This window comes from Microbacterium azadirachtae, assembly GCF_025583665.1.
Lineage (GTDB): Bacteria > Actinomycetota > Actinomycetes > Actinomycetales > Microbacteriaceae > Microbacterium > Microbacterium azadirachtae.
In genome coordinates this window covers 1,042,270-1,056,517 of the sequence record NZ_CP099706.1, presented here as the reverse complement: position 1 = coordinate 1,056,517, position 14,248 = coordinate 1,042,270, and the positions used below count along the sequence as shown (strand labels likewise).

The following is a 14,248-nucleotide window of genomic DNA, read 5'->3' as shown; positions in this document are numbered from 1 at the left end:
AAGGCGACATGACGGCGACAGCGGCAGAGCGCGCAGCGATGGCGCACGCTCTCGAGGTCGCGCGCCGCGGACCCCGTGGCCTGAATCCGCAGGTCGGCGCCGTGATCCTCTCCCCGAGCGGCGAGATGCTCGCCGACGGGTGGCATCGCGGATCCGGCACGCCGCACGCCGAGGTCGACGCGCTCTCGAAGCTCGCCCCGGAACAGCTCCGCGGCGCCACCGCCGTGGTCACGCTCGAGCCCTGCAACCACACGGGCCGCACCGGACCCTGCGCACAGGCGCTCATCGACGCCGGCGTCGCCCGCGTCGTGTACGCGCTGGACGATCCGGGAGTCGTGTCCGGCGGCGGCGCAGAGCGGATGCGCGCGGCCGGCATCGATGTCGAGTCCGGGGAGCAGGCCGATGCGGCGGAGGCGCTCATCGGCGACTGGCTGACGGTGCAGCGCCTGGGGCGCCCGCACGTCACCGTGAAGTGGGCGCAGAGCCTGGACGGCCGCGCCGCCGCGGCGGACGGATCCAGCCAGTGGATCACCGGCCCCGAGGCACGGGCCGACGTGCACCGCCGCCGCGCCGCCGCGGACGCCATCGTGGTGGGCACCGGCACGGTGCTCGCCGACGACCCCGCGCTCACCGCGCGCGACGGCGACGCACTGCTCCCCCATCAGCCGATCCCCGTCGTGATCGGCTCGCGGACGACACCGGCCGACGCGGCCGTGCGCCGGCACCCGCACGCCCCCCTGTTCTACTCCGGTCACGAGCTCGACGCGGTGCTCGCGGAGCTGCGGGAACGCGGCGTCCAGCGCGTGTTCGTCGAGGGGGGTCCGACCCTGGCGAGCGCCTTCGTCGCGGCCGGCCTCGCCGACCAGGTCCTCGCGTATGTCGCCCCGGTCCTGCTCGGCGGCCCGCGGCTCGCGCTCACCGACATCGGCGTGACCTCGATCGACGAGGCGCACCGGCTCGTCGTCGACGAGTGGCTGCCGCTGGGCCCGGATCTGCTGGCGATCGCCCGCCCGCTGACGTCGGGCGAGAACACATCCCGGAACGAAGGAGACGCCTGATGTTCACCGGAATCATCGAGGAGATCGGCGAGATCACGGCGATCACGCCCGAGGGAGACGGCTGGCGCCTGACCGTGCGCGCCCCCCGGGCCGCGTCCGACGCGGTGCACGGCGAGTCGATCGCCGTGAGCGGGGTGTGCCTGACCGTGGTCGCGTCGACCGCCGAGACGTTCGACGCGGACGTCATGAAGCAGACGCTCGACGTGGCCGCGATCGGCGGCGCGACGGTGGGCACCCGCGTCAACATCGAGAAGGCCATGCCGGTCGGCGCCCGGCTGGGCGGGCACATCGTGCAGGGCCACGTCGACGGCGTCGGCGAGGTGCTCGAGGTGCGACCCGGCGCCGAGTGGAGCGTGCTGCGGATCTCGCTGCCCGGCGACCTCGCACCGCTCGTCGTGGACAAGGGATCCATCTCGGTCGACGGCACCTCCCTGACGGTCAGCGCGGTGAGCGCGCCGGCCGCGGACGCCGCGTGGTTCGAGGTGTCCCTCATCCCCGAGACCCTCGCCGCCACCACGCTCGGAACCCGCGCCGTCGGCGACCGCGTGAACCTCGAGACCGACATCCTCGCCCGGCACGTGGAGCGCCTGCTCGCCTTCCGTGCCGCGGGCGACCCCGAAGTCCCCGGCGCCGACCGCGCCGTCACAACGGAAGGAGGCTCGCGATGAGCCTTTCCACCATCGAGGAGGCGCTGGAGTCGCTCCGCGCCGGACGCCCCGTGCTCGTCGCGGACGACGAGAACCGCGAGAACGAGGGCGACGTGATCCTCTCCGCCGAGCTCGCGACCCCCGAATGGGTCGCGTGGACGGTGCGCTGGACCTCCGGCTACCTGTGCGCGCCCATGCCCGCCGACATCGCCGACGCGCTGAACCTCCCGCCCATGGTCGAGGCCAACGAGGACGCCCGCAGCACCGCGTACACGATCAGCGTCGACGCGGCGAGCGGCGTCACGACCGGCATCAGCGCCGCCGACCGCGCCCGCACCCTGAACGTGCTCGCGGACGCGGCGTCGACGCCGTCCGATCTCATCCGCCCCGGTCACGTGCTGCCGTTGCGCGCCGTGGACGGCGGCGTGCGTCAGCGCGGCGGGCACACCGAGGCCGCGGTCGAGCTGATGCGTCTCGCGGGGCTGCGCCCCATCGGCGCGATCGCCGAGGTCGTCGCCGAGGACGGGAGCATGATGCGCCTGCCCGGACTGCTGGAGCTCGGCGAGCGCGACGGGATCCCGGTGATCACGATCGAGCAGCTCGTCGCACACCTCAACGAGGTCGACCCGCGGGACGAGGCCGACTGCGTCGCGAACAACACGCGCCGCCGGGTCAGCCTACGCGCGGACGCGACCGTTCCCACCACGCACGGGGTGTTCCGTTTCCTCGCCTACAAGGACCGCATCACCGGCACCGACCACATCGCGGTCGTCTCCGGCGAGCCCACCGAGACCGCGCTCGTGCGCGTGCACTCGGAGTGCCTGACCGGCGAGGCGTTCGGTTCGCTGAAGTGCGAGTGCGGCCCCCAGCTGGACGCCGCGCTCGACGCCATCGAGCAGGACGGCGGCATCGTCATCTACATGCGCGGCCACGAGGGACGCGGCATCGGCCTCATCAACAAGCTGCGCGCGTATGCGCTGCAGGAGGAGGGGCTCGACACGGTCGACGCGAACCTCGCCCTGGGTCTGCCCGCGGACGCCCGCGACTATGCGGCGGCGGCCGGGATCCTCAGCGACCTCGGGGTCAAGAAGGTGCGGCTGCTGACCAACAACACCGACAAGGTCGCGCAGCTGCGCCAGCTGGGACTGGACGTGATCGAGCAGGTTCCCCTGATCGTCGGCGTCGGCCCCAACAACCACCAGTACCTCGAGACCAAGCGCGACCGCATGGGCCACATCATCGGCGAGTCCGAGCTCGCCGCCGCCCTGGCCGCCAACACGGCCGACAACGCAGAGGAGCACGCATGAGCGGCGCGGGAGCACCGACCACCGGAGGATTCGACGCGAGCGGCCTGAACGTCGTCATCGTCGCCGGCACCTGGCACGAGACGATCACGAACGGCCTGATCGCCGGCGCCCAGCGGGTGCTCGAGGAGACCGGGGCGAACCACCGTCTGGTGCGCGTCCCGGGATCGTTCGAGCTCGCCGTGGCGGCGCAGGCGGCGTTCGCCGGCGGCGCCGACGCCGTGGTCGCGCTCGGCGTGATCATCCGCGGCGGCACCCCGCACTTCGAGTACGTCTCGGCGGCGACCACCGACGGCCTCACCCGGGTCTCGCTGGACGCGGGCAAGCCCGTCGGCTTCGGCGTGCTCACGCTGGACGACGAGCAGCAGGGTCTCGACCGCGCCGGGCTCGAGGGCTCCAAGGAGGACAAGGGTGCCGAGGCGGCGGACGCCGCGCTGCGCACCGCCCAGGTGATCCGGTCGCTGCGCGGCTGAGCGCCCGCGGCTGAGGCGAGCCTGCCTGGCGAGGGGGCGGACGCGGGCATAGCCTGTGCTCATGCAGACCCTCCGCGAGATCGTCGTCTTCATCCACCTGATCGGCTTCGCCACGCTGTTCGGCGCCTGGCTGGCCCAGGCGTTCGGGGGCAAGCGCCAGTTCACGCAGCTCATGAACATCGGCCTCGCGATCGCCGGTGTCGCGGGCCTCGCGCTCGCCGCCCCCTGGGGCATCGACTGGACGCCCGGGATGAGCTTCTACATCAAGATCACGGTGAAGCTCGTGGTCCTGATCATCATCGGCGCCCTGCTCGGCATCGGCATGGGTCGCCAGAAGCGCGGCGAGACCGTTCCTGGCGGCATGTTCTGGACGGTCGGGATCCTGGCCCTGCTGAACGCCGGGCTCGGCTTCTTCTGGCACTGAGCGCTCCGCACCACCTCGTCGAACGCGGGATCCGGTCATCCGGGTCCCGCGTTCGTCGTTCATCCGACAGGGCGCATACGTCCTCGTCGTCATACTCCGCGGTGGTCGCGTGTCCGCCTGTGGATCGGCTGAACGCCGGGCGTAGACTCCCCCGTGCTGCCGCACGGCTGGGGGGCCCGGCGAGCGTGATCGACGTACCGACCGGAGGACTGCATGAGCACCGCCACGACCGCACCCGCCAATCCTCGATCGCGGGTGATCCTCGCCAGCCTCATCGGCACGACGATCGAGTTCTACGACTTCTACGTCTACGCGACGGCGGCGGTGCTGGTCTTCCCCATCCTGTTCTTCCCGACCGGGAACGACACCACGGCGCTGCTCGCGTCGTTCGGCGTGTTCGGCGCGGCGATGATCGCCCGCCCGATCGGCGCGATGGTGTTCGGCCACTTCGGCGACCGTTACGGCCGCAAGGCCACCCTCGTCGCCTCGCTGCTCACGATGGGCATCGCGACCTTCCTGATCGGCGTGCTGCCCACGTTCCAGCAGATCAACTGGTGGGCGGCGCTGCTGCTGCTCATCCTGCGTCTCGCGCAGGGATTCGCGCTCGGAGGCGAGTGGTCGGGCGCCGCGCTCGTCGCCACGGAGAACGCCCCGGAGGGCAAGCGCGCCTGGTACGGCTCGTTCCCGCAGCTGGGGGCGCCGCTCGGCTTCATCATCGCGAACGGCCTGTTCCTGATCATCAACGCCCTGCTGCCGCACGCCTCGGATCCGACGCAGAAGTCGGAGGCGTTCCTCGGCTGGGGCTGGCGGGTGCCGTTCCTGTTCTCGGCCGTGATGGTGATCATCGGGCTGTGGGTGCGGCTGAAGCTCGTCGAGTCGGACACCTTCAAGCGCGCCGAGGTCAAGGGCACGATCCGCAAGCTGCCGCTTGCGACCGTCTTCCGCCATCACTGGAAGCACCTGATCCTCGGCACGTTCGTGATGCTGGCGACCTATGTGCTGTTCTACCTGATGACGAACTTCACGCTGTCGTTCGGCACGAAGCCGTGGTCGGTCGAGATCGCGTCCGCCGCGGCGCAGAAGGCGGCCGAGGCGAAGGGCGCCCCGTTCGACCCGGCCGCATTCGCGGCGCAGTTCTACCCGGGTCAGGGGTTCGGCTACACCGACTTCGTGGTGATGCAGATCATCGGCGTCGTGTTCTTCGGGATCTTCACGCTGCTGTCCGGTCCGTGGGCGGATCGGATCGGGCGGCGCACGCTGCTGATCTGGACGACGGTCGCGATCATCCTCTTCGGCTTCACCTTCCCGCTCTTCCTCGGGCGGCACGCCGGTGAGCCGTTCGCCGCGGTGCTGACCCAGTCGTTCCTGATCCTCGGCTTCCTGCTCATGGGCACGACGTTCGGGCCGATGGGCGCGCTGCTGCCCGAGCTGTTCCCCACGAATGTGCGGTACACCGGCTCCGCGGTCGCGTACAACGTCTCGTCGATCCTCGGCGCCGCCGTGGCGCCCCTGATCGCGGTGTGGCTGTGGCAGCTCGCCGACGGCTCGCCCGTGCTCGTGGGCATCTACCTCTCGGCCATGGCCGTGCTGACGCTCATCGCCCTGATCCTCATCCCCGAGACCAAGGACCACGACTACGAGGACGACCTGGGCGTGCCCACGCTGCCCTGATCGGGGCCGTCCTCCCTGCGCGGCGATCGGGATCCGCCGACGGATCCTGTCCGCCGCAGGCGAAAGGGAAACTGTCAACATCGATTGACAGACCTCGCGGCGTCAACAAGCATTGACACCAGGAGGTCACCATGATGAGGACGGCGAACGATCTGGATCCCCAGGGCGAGCCGCTCGCCGAGCTGCACCGGCTGGTCGCGGTGCGCCGCGACATCGCCCGCGCCGAGGAGGTGCAGGTGCGCCGCGCCCGTGCGGCAGGCTACTCGTGGCAGGCGATCGCGAGCGCGCTGGGCACCACCCGGCAGGCCGCGCATCGCCGATTCGGCCGGCGCTGAGGCGGCTCACGCGTAGTCGGCCACGACACGGCGCGCGGCGCCGTCCAGCGCGACCGCACCGCCGTACGGAACGATCCACTGCGGCCGGGTGTGCCCGAACGGCACGCCGATGCACACCACGGCGTCGGGGTTGTAGCGCTCCATCGCGGCGAGCACGGCATCGCGCTGCTCAGCGCGGATCCTGCGCCGCTCGCCCGCCTCCGGGATGACCTCGTGCGTGCTCGCCGGCGGCCGCGCGACCACGACGCCCGCGACGCGCTCCAGAAGCCCCCGCTCCCCATAGGCGCGGAGCTGCTCCGCCACCGCCGATGCGGGCGTCAGCCGCTCGCTCGTCTCCAGGAGCAGGATCGTGTCATCCAGCAGCTCCGCCCGCGGGAACCGATCGGCGAGGGCGAGCTGGCCGAGGACCTCCACGCAGCCTCCCCAGGTCGACCCTGCCCGCTGGGCCGCGGGCCCCGCCCAGGTCCACGAGTCGGCGGGCTCACGGTCGCCGAACCGGACGAGCGCAGCCGGATCCGCCCAGCGCACGCCGAAGTCCTCGGACTCCCCCGGCTCGTCGAGCTCGAGCCGCCCGCCGTCGAGCAGGGCTGCGCGCAGCGAGCGGGCATGGATCGGGTCCACCGCGGGCCCAGGACCGAGGTGCACCTGGGTCGAGCCGCCGTAGAAGCCCGCGATCCCGTTGCGCCACAGCCAGTTGAGGATGTTCGTGTTGTCGCTGTAGCCCAGGAACGGCTTGGGATCCGCCTGCGCGGCGCCCGCATCGAGGTGCGGGGTCACGAGGATCTGGTCGTCGCCGCCGATCGTGGCGATGATCGCCCGGATCGAGGGGTCGGCGAAGGCCGCGTTCACGTCGGCCGCGCGCGCCTCCGCCGACGCCCCGAGCATCCTCGTCGTGGGGAACTCGACCGGGATCAGCCCGGTGAGCTCCTCCAGCCGGCGCAGGGCCTGTTCGTGGACGGGGACCGAGACCGCCGGCGCCGCGAACGCAGGCGAGAGGACGGCGACTCGATCGCCGGGGCGGGCCTTGGGCGGGAGGAGCATCGCCCCAGCCTAGGCGGGCGGCGTGCTCGCACCCGACCGGGACGCCCTCACCCGATCGGGTCGCCGGCCCAGCGCAGGATGCGGAGGGCGCGCAAGGTGACCCATCGGCTGGGGAGCCCCTCCTCCTCGCCCTCCATGGCGAACGGCGTGGGCCCGGAGTGCTCGTTCGCCAGCGTCCAGCGCCCGTCCGCACGGCGTGCGGAGCGCAGCAGCGCGAGCGCCTCCTCGCAGCGGGGGTCGGGCTCCGGGTACGTACGTCGCAGGTACTCCAGCCCGCGCACGACGTCGTAGTACCACCGCACCGGGTAGGACGCCATGGTGAACCGGGGGTCGATGACCGCCCCGGTGCGCCGGCTCAGGAACAGGCGTCGCTCGAGCAGGTACTCCTCGCCGGCCAGGCGCGCGGCCCGCGACCTGGCCGTGCCGCCCGTCGCCTGCTCCCAGTCCCGCAGCCCCTCGAGCACGCAGATCGTCGAGTGCAGCGACGAGACCTCCGCCCCGTACTCGGCCCGGCAGTTCCAGCCGCCGTCGGCGAGCTGGCCGTCGAGGAGCGTCCGGACAACGGTGTCGCCCGGCTCGCCGAAGGCGGTGGCGACGGTCAGCACGACCCCGTTGACGCACGGCTCCGTCTCGCCGTCGAAGTACGCAGGCGCCCCGGGCTGATCCCAGCGCACGTGGTCGCGCACGCGGCCGATCGCCCGTCGCACACGCGCATCGGCGGGATCCGCACCGAAGTCCGCCAGCTGCTGGAGGCCGAAGTGCGTCGCCGTCCAGGCGTCGTACATCGGACGCTCCCGATCGACCCAGCCCGGACGGTACACACCGCCGTCCCACAGCCCGTCCTCGGCCTGCAGCGCCAGCAGGCGCGCGCCCCAGCCCTCGTCCGCGACCCGTGCGCGCTCCACGGCGACCGCCTCGGGCGCCGCATCGGCCAGATCCCGCATCGCCTGCCAGCGGATCGCGGGATCCCCCTCCATCAGGTACTCGATGACGTCCATGATGCGACGCTACCCGCGGGACCGCGCCCCGCGGGCACTCTCGAGGACCGGCGCACACGAACGCGGCGGCAGGATGCCGGGGACCACTCAGCTTTTCGTCCCTGACATCCCGCCGCCGCGGGTCTTGGTGGACCCGGCTCCTCCCCCGCGTCTCCGAGATCCTCGGGGCGGGGGCAGGAGCCGGATCGCGTCTCAGGCGTTCGCGAGACGGTAGCGCAGCGAGGCGAGCTCGCTCGTCAGCGCTGCGGGGAGACGGTCGCCGAAGGTGGCGAAGAACTCCTCGGTCGAGTCGGCCTCACGGCTCCACGACGCGGTGTCGACGCTGAACAGCTCGGCGAGATCCTCGTCGCTCACCTGCGCGCCCTCGAGGTTGAGGTCCTCGATGCGGGGCAGGCGGCCGATCGGGCTGTCGACCGCGTCGACCTGCCCCTCGATGCGGCGGATGATCCAGTCGATGACGCGCGCGTTGTCGCCGAATCCGGGCCACAGGAACCGGCCGTCGGAACCGCGGCGGAACCAGTTCACCTGGAAGATCCGCGGCGCCTTGTCGAAGCGGACCGCGCGACCCATCTTCAGCCAGTGCGCGAAGTAGTCGCCCATGTTGTAGCCGCAGAAGGGGAGCATCGCGAACGGGTCGCGGCGCAGCTCGCCGACCGTGCCCTCGGCCGCTGCCGTGCGCTCGGACGAGATGGTCGCGCCGAGGAACACGCCGTGGCTCCAGTCCGTCGCCTCGACGACGAGCGGGACGTTGGTGGCGCGACGTCCGCCGAACAGGATCACGTCGAGCGGCACGCCCTCCGGATCCTCCCAGTCCTCCGCGATCTGCGGGCACTGGGCGGCGGAGACGGTGAACCGGGAGTTCGGGTGCGCCGCGGGGCGACCGCTCTCCGGGGTCCAGGGGTTGCCCTCCCAGTCGATGAGGTTGGCGGGCGCCTCGTCGGTCAGGCCTTCCCACCACACATCGCCGTCCGGACGCAGCGCGACGTTCGTGAAGATCGTGTTGCCCCACAGCGTCTCCACGGCGGTGACGTTGGTGGACTCGCCGGTGCCGGGAGCGACGCCGAAGAAGCCCGCCTCCGGGTTGATCGCACGCATGCGACCGTCGGCACCCGGACGGATCCAGGTGATGTCGTCGCCGAGCGTCTCGACCTTCCAGCCCGGGATCGTCGGGCGGAGCATGGCGAGGTTGGTCTTGCCGCACGCCGACGGAAAGGCCGCAGCCACGTGGTAGGCCTTGCCCTCGGGCGAGATCACGCGGATGAGCAGCATGTGCTCGGCCATCCAGCCCTCGTCGCGGGCGAGCACCGAGGCGATGCGCAGCGCGAAGCACTTCTTGGCGAGGATCGCATTGCCGCCGTAGCCGGAGCCGAACGAGTAGACCTCGAGCGTGTCGGGGAAGTGCACGATCCACTTCTCGTCGTTGCACGGCCACGTGGTGTCCGCCTCACCCGGGGCGAGCGGAGCGCCGACCGAGTGCACGGTGCGCACCCACGGCGCGCCCTCCGCGATCTGGCGGACGACGGCGGTGCCGACGCGGGTCATGATGCCGATGGAGGCGACCGCGTAGGCGCTGTCGGTGATCTGCACGCCGATCTGCGAGATCGGGCCGCCGACGGGACCCATCGAGAACGGCACGACGTACATCGTGCGGCCGCGCATCGAGCCCTCGAAGATCTCGGTCATCTTCGCGTGCATCTCGGCGGGGTCCGCCCAGTTGTTGGTCGGGCCGGCGTCGATCTTCTGGCCGGAGGCGATGAAGGTGCGCGCCTCGGTGCGCGCCACGTCGCTCGGGTGCGAGCGGGCCAGGTAGGATCCGGGACGCCACTCGGGGTTGAGCTTGATGAGCTTGCCCTCGTCGACGAGCTCGTGCAGCAGGGCGTCGTTCTCGGCCGCGGAGCCGTCGACCCAGTGCACGCGGTCGGGCTGGGTCAGCGCGCGGATCTCCTCGACCCAGGCCGACAGCTCGGCGAAGGCCGGGGTGTCGTACTCGGGGGCCGCACCGTACTCGCGCACGAGAGCGAGCGGGGAGGTCCGCGGGGTGGAGGTCTCGGCGATTGCCATGGTCTGCTCCTTAAAGGTCGGGGCGTTGAACCCATCTTGCGCCAGTTATCGCCACTCTTTGAGCCAATACCGGCATCAAGAACATGGTTTCTTTCGCTAGTATCAATTCCATGGCCTCAGGACTCGAGCTCACGACCCTCGGACACCGCATCCGTCACCACCGCACGCGCAGCGGCATGACCCTGGACGAGCTGGGCGCCGCGGTCGGCGTCGCCGGATCGCAGCTCAGCCTCATCGAGAACGGGAAGCGCGAGCCGAAGCTCTCCCTGCTCCAGGCGATCGCCGACGCGACCGGCACCGAGGTGAGCGACCTGATCTCGGGCGAGCCGCCGAACCGCCGCGCCGCCCTGGAGATCGAGCTCGACCGGGCGCAGTCCAGCTCGGTGTTCCGCCAGCTCGGCATCGCCCCGGTGCGGGTGAGCAAGGGCATGCCGGACGAGACGATCGAGTCGATCCTCGGACTGCACCGCGAACTGCACCGCCGTGAGCGCGAGGCCATCGCCACCCCCGAGGAGGCCCGTCGCGCCAACACGGAGCTGCGCCTGAAGATGCGCGCCCTGGACAACCACCTGCCCGACATCGAGGCGCTCGCCGAGAAGCAGCTCAGGGCCGCGGGGCACTCCTCCGGAGCGCTCACGCACCGCACGGTCAGCATCATGGCCGAGCAGCTCGGCTTCGAGCTGCTCTACGTCGACGACCTGCCGCACTCCACCCGTTCGGTGACCGACCTGGAGCACGGACGCATCTACCTGCCGCCGGCCTCGATCCCCGGCGGCCACGGACTGCGCTCGATGGCGCTGCAGGCCATGGCGCACCGGCTGCTCGGGCACACCCCGCCCACCGATTACGCGGACTTCCTGCAGCAGCGGCTCGAGATCAACTACTACGCCGCGTGCTGCCTGATCCCCGAGACCGCCGGTGTCGCCTTCCTGCAGCAGGCGAAGAAGGACCGCAACCTCGCCGTGGAGGACTTCCGGGACGCGTTTGGCGTGACCCATGAGGCGGCGGGCATGCGCATGACCAACCTCATGACGACCCACCTCGACATGCGCCTGCACTTCCTGCGCGTGGACGAGTCCGGCGCCCTCACCCGCGTGTACGAGAACGACGACCTCCCGCTGCCGATGGACGTCACCGGATCCGTCGAGGGCCTCACCGTGTGCCGCAAGTTCTCCGCTCGCGCCGCCTTCAGCCAGCGCAACCGCACGACCGAGCACTACCAGTACACGGACACGCCGTCCGGCACGTTCTGGTGCTCGACGCAGACCGGATCCACCGACGGCGGCGGGTTCTCGATCACGGTCGGCGTGCCGTTCGACGACGCGCGCTGGTGGCGCGGCCGGGAGACCACCGATCGCGCGCAGTCGACCTGTCCGGACGAGGCGTGCTGCCGGCGCCCTCCTGCCGGCATCGCGGAGCGCTGGAGCCACAAGGCGTGGCCGAGCGCACGCGTGCACACCCACATGTTCTCGCCGCTCCCCCGCGGCGCGTTCCCGGGCGTCGATGACAACGAGGTGTACTCGTTCCTGGATCGGCACGCGGCGCAGTAGGAGGCACCGCCCTGCCTCAGTGCACCGACACGAAGTCGGCGTAGCGGCGCAGGGCCGCGGCCACGGCGCCGGGATCCGGGGCCTGCTCCTCGTCGAAGAGCTCGGCGACCGGATCCTCCCGGTGCCGGCCGACCGCCGCGGAATGCGTCCACGCGCCGGCGATGCGCCCCGCGGTGAGCAGGCTGGCACGCACCATGCCGTTCTTGCCGGGCCCGATCAGCGCCATGCTGTCCGGCGACGCCACGGATGACCGGTCGGCGTAGGAGATGTAGTACTCGTCGAACATCGGCAGCGCGAGCGTCGCGGCATCGTCGGCGCCCGCCGCTCGCCGCGGACGGACCGCGCCGACGAAGACTCCGTCGTCCTGCTCCGTCACGCGTGCGCGACCGCGCTCCGCGGCCTCGCGGGCGACGGTGATCGGCAGCCCCGACCACCAGGCGAAGTCGTCGACGGTGGCGGGGCCGTGCCCGTCGATGAAGCGCACGAAGAACTCCGCGAGCGGATCCGTGGGCGGGACGCTCTCGGGGATCCATTCCTCGGCGAGCATGAAGAGCTGCTCGCGCGAGACCGCGTCGTCGCGATGCACGACCGGCCCCTGCACGAGGACGCCCCGCACGTTGAGCGCGTAGATGAGATGCACGCCGCGCTGACCGGACGGGTCGACGCCGATCTCGACGAGGTCGTCGAACAACTGCGCCCTGGTGCGCCCTTCCTCGGCCAGCCGCTCCCGGAACGCGGCCTCGACCCGGGCGACCAGCGCGTCGTCGATGCCCAGCTGGCGCTGGCGCGAGGCGTCCTGACGGAGCTGCCGGTCGCCGGTCACGGACAGCACCCAGCGCACGTCCTCGGCGGGGATGACGTGCAGCGTGCCCCGCATCGTGTGCGTGCGCACCAGCTCGCCGCGGTCGAACGCAGCGTCGACGGCGGCGAGCGTGGGCGCGCCGGAGGACCGGACGCCGAGCGCCCACCGGCCGGCGAGGAACTCCTGGGCCTGCACCGCGAGCATGTGCCGCGCGGCGGCCACGGGCGTGCGGGCGGGGGCGGTGAGCCGATGCGAGCGCAGCCGTTCGCGCAGGAGTGCCGTCATGCCCCCATGATGCCGCGCCGGACGGACATCCATCGACGGCGGCCCGAAGCACGATCGGTCGCAGGCCCGGTCCCTGCCACGAGACGGATCCCCGGCCGTTCCGATGAGTTCGCTATGACTGCGCTCAAGGACCCCGATTCTTGGACTTCTCTGTCAGCACGGCCTCGACGATGGTGCCATGGCAACCCTCACCACCCTCGCCCCGGCCACCCGGCGGTCTGCACCGCTGCGCCGACCGCAGCCGGAGCGCTGGCGCCTCGCCGCGGTGACGTTGATCTGGGCGACGAGCCTCTTCGTGCTCGCGCTCTGGGTGGCGGGCGCCGGCGTGCAATCGCTGCTCGCGCTCGACGGCGACTCCCTCACCACGCTCGGACGCCTCACGGGACTCGTCTCGGCCAACCTGCTGCTGTACCAGGTGCTCCTCATGGCCCGGATCCCGGTGTTCGAACGCGGCTTCGGGAGGGACGGCATCACGCGTCTGCACCGGCTGGTCGGGTTCTGGTCGTTCTGGCTGCTCATCGCGCACCTGGTGCTGATCACCGCCGGCTACGCGATCACGTCGCACACCGACGTGCTCGTCCAGGCGTGGGACTTCGTGTGGGACTACCCGGGGATGCTCCTCGCCACCGCGGGCACCGGGCTGCTGATCCTGGTGGTGGTCACCTCGATCCGCCGCGCCCGGCGCCGGCTGCGCTACGAGTCCTGGCACCTGCTGCACCTGTACGGCTACCTCGGCGTCGGCCTCGCGATCCCGCACATGCTGTGGACCGGGGCGGACTTCACCGCCTCCCCCGGCGCGACCGTCTACTGGTGGGCGCTGTGGGGCGTCACGGCTGCGGGCGTCCTGTGGTTCCGCGGGGCGGTGCCGCTGATCCGCAGCGCCCGCCACGGGCTCCGCGTCGTCGCCGTCACCGCCGACGGACAGGACGGGGTCTCGGTGCGCGTCGCCGGGCGCGCGGTGCACCGGCTCGGCGCCCGCGCCGGCCAGTTCTTCGTCTGGCGCTTCCTCGACGGCCCGGGCTGGACGCGTGGCCACCCGTTCTCGCTCGCCGCGGATCCGGCCGGCGGAGAACTGGTGATCTCCGCCCGCCGCGTGGGCGATGGGACGGACCGGCTGGCCGAGCTCCGCCCCGGGACCCGCGTCATGGTCGAGGGCCCCTACGGCCACATGACCGGTGAACGGCGCAGCGGATCCCGGCTCCTGATGATCGGCGCGGGAGCCGGCGTCGCCCCGCTGGTCGCCCTGCTGGAATCGGAGGCGTACGCCCCCGGGGAGGCGATCCTGCTGACCCGGGACCACTCGGCCGCGCACGGCCTGCGCCGCGCCGAGATCGACCGGCTCGCCGTCGAGCGCGGGCTCGTGCACTACACGCTGCACGGCCGGCGCGGGGGCACCGGCACGAGCTGGGTGCCCGCGACGCACGCGCAGTGGGACGGTGCGCAGCTGCTGCAGCGCATCGCCGGCGACCTGAGCCGCTACGACGTGTACCTGTGCGGCCCGATCCCCTGGATGGAGAGCATCCGCGCCGATCTGCGCCGGGCGGGCGTCGCACGATCCCGGATCCACAGCGAAGCGTTCGCCGTCTGAGACGCACGAGG

Annotated in this window: 13 protein-coding genes; 9 read left to right on the top strand and 4 right to left on the bottom strand. The window is 71.8% G+C overall.

From position 1 onward, the window contains the following. The first annotated feature begins 8 nt into the window (after positions 1-8). The 7 genes from ribD (at position 9) to NFX31_RS04915 (ending at position 5,912) form a co-directional block, all read left to right on the top strand. Positions 9-1,058 carry a bifunctional diaminohydroxyphosphoribosylaminopyrimidine deaminase/5-amino-6-(5-phosphoribosylamino)uracil reductase RibD gene (ribD, locus tag NFX31_RS04945; RefSeq protein ID WP_045251465.1) on the top strand — a complete coding sequence of 350 codons (1,050 nt, stop codon included), beginning with the start codon at positions 9-11 and terminating at the stop codon, positions 1,056-1,058. Continuing rightward, a complete protein-coding gene (locus tag NFX31_RS04940) occupies positions 1,058-1,726 on the top strand; it encodes a riboflavin synthase (RefSeq protein ID WP_262956917.1) in 669 nt (222 codons plus the stop codon). Before ribD ends, NFX31_RS04940 begins: the two co-directional genes overlap by 1 nt. Further along, on the top strand, positions 1,723-3,012 hold the full coding sequence (gene ribA, locus NFX31_RS04935) for a GTP cyclohydrolase II (RefSeq protein ID WP_091480905.1): 1,290 nt from the start codon (positions 1,723-1,725) through the stop codon (positions 3,010-3,012). The genes NFX31_RS04940 and ribA overlap by 4 nt, the downstream gene beginning before the upstream one ends. Continuing rightward, positions 3,009-3,482: a 6,7-dimethyl-8-ribityllumazine synthase gene (ribH, locus tag NFX31_RS04930; RefSeq protein ID WP_045251317.1), complete on the top strand. Its 474-nt coding sequence runs from the start codon at positions 3,009-3,011 to the stop codon at positions 3,480-3,482. Before ribA ends, ribH begins: the two co-directional genes overlap by 4 nt. Positions 3,483-3,543: 61 nt before the next feature. Continuing rightward, entirely contained in the window at positions 3,544-3,906 is a 363-nt protein-coding gene (locus tag NFX31_RS04925) for a hypothetical protein (RefSeq protein WP_045251316.1), read from the top strand. A gap of 213 nt (positions 3,907-4,119) precedes the next feature. After that, complete coding sequence (locus NFX31_RS04920) at positions 4,120-5,577, top strand: MFS transporter (protein WP_045251315.1); 1,458 nt, start codon at positions 4,120-4,122, stop codon at positions 5,575-5,577. Positions 5,578-5,708: 131 nt separating this feature from the next. Continuing rightward, positions 5,709-5,912, top strand: a complete 204-nt coding sequence (locus NFX31_RS04915; RefSeq protein WP_082072387.1) for a transcriptional regulator — start codon at positions 5,709-5,711, stop codon at positions 5,910-5,912. A 6-nt stretch (positions 5,913-5,918) separates the two neighbouring features. Here NFX31_RS04915 and NFX31_RS04910 read toward each other — a convergent pair whose 3' ends face one another. From NFX31_RS04910 to NFX31_RS04900, 3 genes are all read right to left on the bottom strand, one after another. After that, positions 5,919-6,953, bottom strand: a complete 1,035-nt coding sequence (locus tag NFX31_RS04910; protein ID WP_262956916.1) for a S66 family peptidase — start codon at positions 6,951-6,953, stop codon at positions 5,919-5,921. Between the two features lie 47 nt (positions 6,954-7,000). Then, the gene (locus NFX31_RS04905; protein WP_262956915.1) at positions 7,001-7,951 is read right to left on the bottom strand and encodes a hypothetical protein; all 951 of its coding nucleotides are present in this window, start codon (positions 7,949-7,951) and stop codon (positions 7,001-7,003) included. 192 nt (positions 7,952-8,143) lie between these two features. After that, entirely contained in the window at positions 8,144-10,012 is a 1,869-nt protein-coding gene (locus NFX31_RS04900) for a phosphoenolpyruvate carboxykinase (GTP) (protein ID WP_045251312.1), read from the bottom strand. 110 nt (positions 10,013-10,122) lie between these two features. Between NFX31_RS04900 and NFX31_RS04895 the strand changes: the two genes are divergently transcribed. Then, positions 10,123-11,562: a helix-turn-helix domain-containing protein gene (locus tag NFX31_RS04895; RefSeq protein WP_045251311.1), complete on the top strand. Its 1,440-nt coding sequence runs from the start codon at positions 10,123-10,125 to the stop codon at positions 11,560-11,562. Positions 11,563-11,578: 16 nt separating this feature from the next. Here the strand turns inward: NFX31_RS04895 and NFX31_RS04890 are convergent, their stop codons facing one another. After that, positions 11,579-12,649: a winged helix DNA-binding domain-containing protein gene (locus tag NFX31_RS04890; protein ID WP_262956914.1), complete on the bottom strand. Its 1,071-nt coding sequence runs from the start codon at positions 12,647-12,649 to the stop codon at positions 11,579-11,581. A 178-nt stretch (positions 12,650-12,827) separates the two neighbouring features. Between NFX31_RS04890 and NFX31_RS04885 the strand changes: the two genes are divergently transcribed. Further along, a complete protein-coding gene (locus NFX31_RS04885; protein WP_045251309.1) occupies positions 12,828-14,237 on the top strand; it encodes a ferredoxin reductase family protein in 1,410 nt (469 codons plus the stop codon). The last annotated feature ends 11 nt before the right edge of the window (positions 14,238-14,248 follow it).

Coding starts and splice junctions, on each gene's coding strand:
- NFX31_RS04925 (WP_045251316.1), top strand. CDS start 3,544: ATGCAGACCCTCCGCGAGATCGTCGTCTTCATCCACCTGATCGGCTTC.
- NFX31_RS04895 (WP_045251311.1), top strand. CDS start 10,123: ATGGCCTCAGGACTCGAGCTCACGACCCTCGGACACCGCATCCGTCAC.
- NFX31_RS04890 (WP_262956914.1), bottom strand. CDS start 12,649: ATGACGGCACTCCTGCGCGAACGGCTGCGCTCGCATCGGCTCACCGCC.
- ribD (WP_045251465.1), top strand. CDS start 9: ATGACGGCGACAGCGGCAGAGCGCGCAGCGATGGCGCACGCTCTCGAG.
- NFX31_RS04905 (WP_262956915.1), bottom strand. CDS start 7,951: ATGGACGTCATCGAGTACCTGATGGAGGGGGATCCCGCGATCCGCTGG.
- NFX31_RS04910 (WP_262956916.1), bottom strand. CDS start 6,953: ATGCTCCTCCCGCCCAAGGCCCGCCCCGGCGATCGAGTCGCCGTCCTC.
- ribH (WP_045251317.1), top strand. CDS start 3,009: ATGAGCGGCGCGGGAGCACCGACCACCGGAGGATTCGACGCGAGCGGC.
- ribA (WP_091480905.1), top strand. CDS start 1,723: ATGAGCCTTTCCACCATCGAGGAGGCGCTGGAGTCGCTCCGCGCCGGA.
- NFX31_RS04885 (WP_045251309.1), top strand. CDS start 12,828: ATGGCAACCCTCACCACCCTCGCCCCGGCCACCCGGCGGTCTGCACCG.
- NFX31_RS04940 (WP_262956917.1), top strand. CDS start 1,058: ATGTTCACCGGAATCATCGAGGAGATCGGCGAGATCACGGCGATCACG.
- NFX31_RS04900 (WP_045251312.1), bottom strand. CDS start 10,012: ATGGCAATCGCCGAGACCTCCACCCCGCGGACCTCCCCGCTCGCTCTC.
- NFX31_RS04920 (WP_045251315.1), top strand. CDS start 4,120: ATGAGCACCGCCACGACCGCACCCGCCAATCCTCGATCGCGGGTGATC.
- NFX31_RS04915 (WP_082072387.1), top strand. CDS start 5,709: ATGATGAGGACGGCGAACGATCTGGATCCCCAGGGCGAGCCGCTCGCC.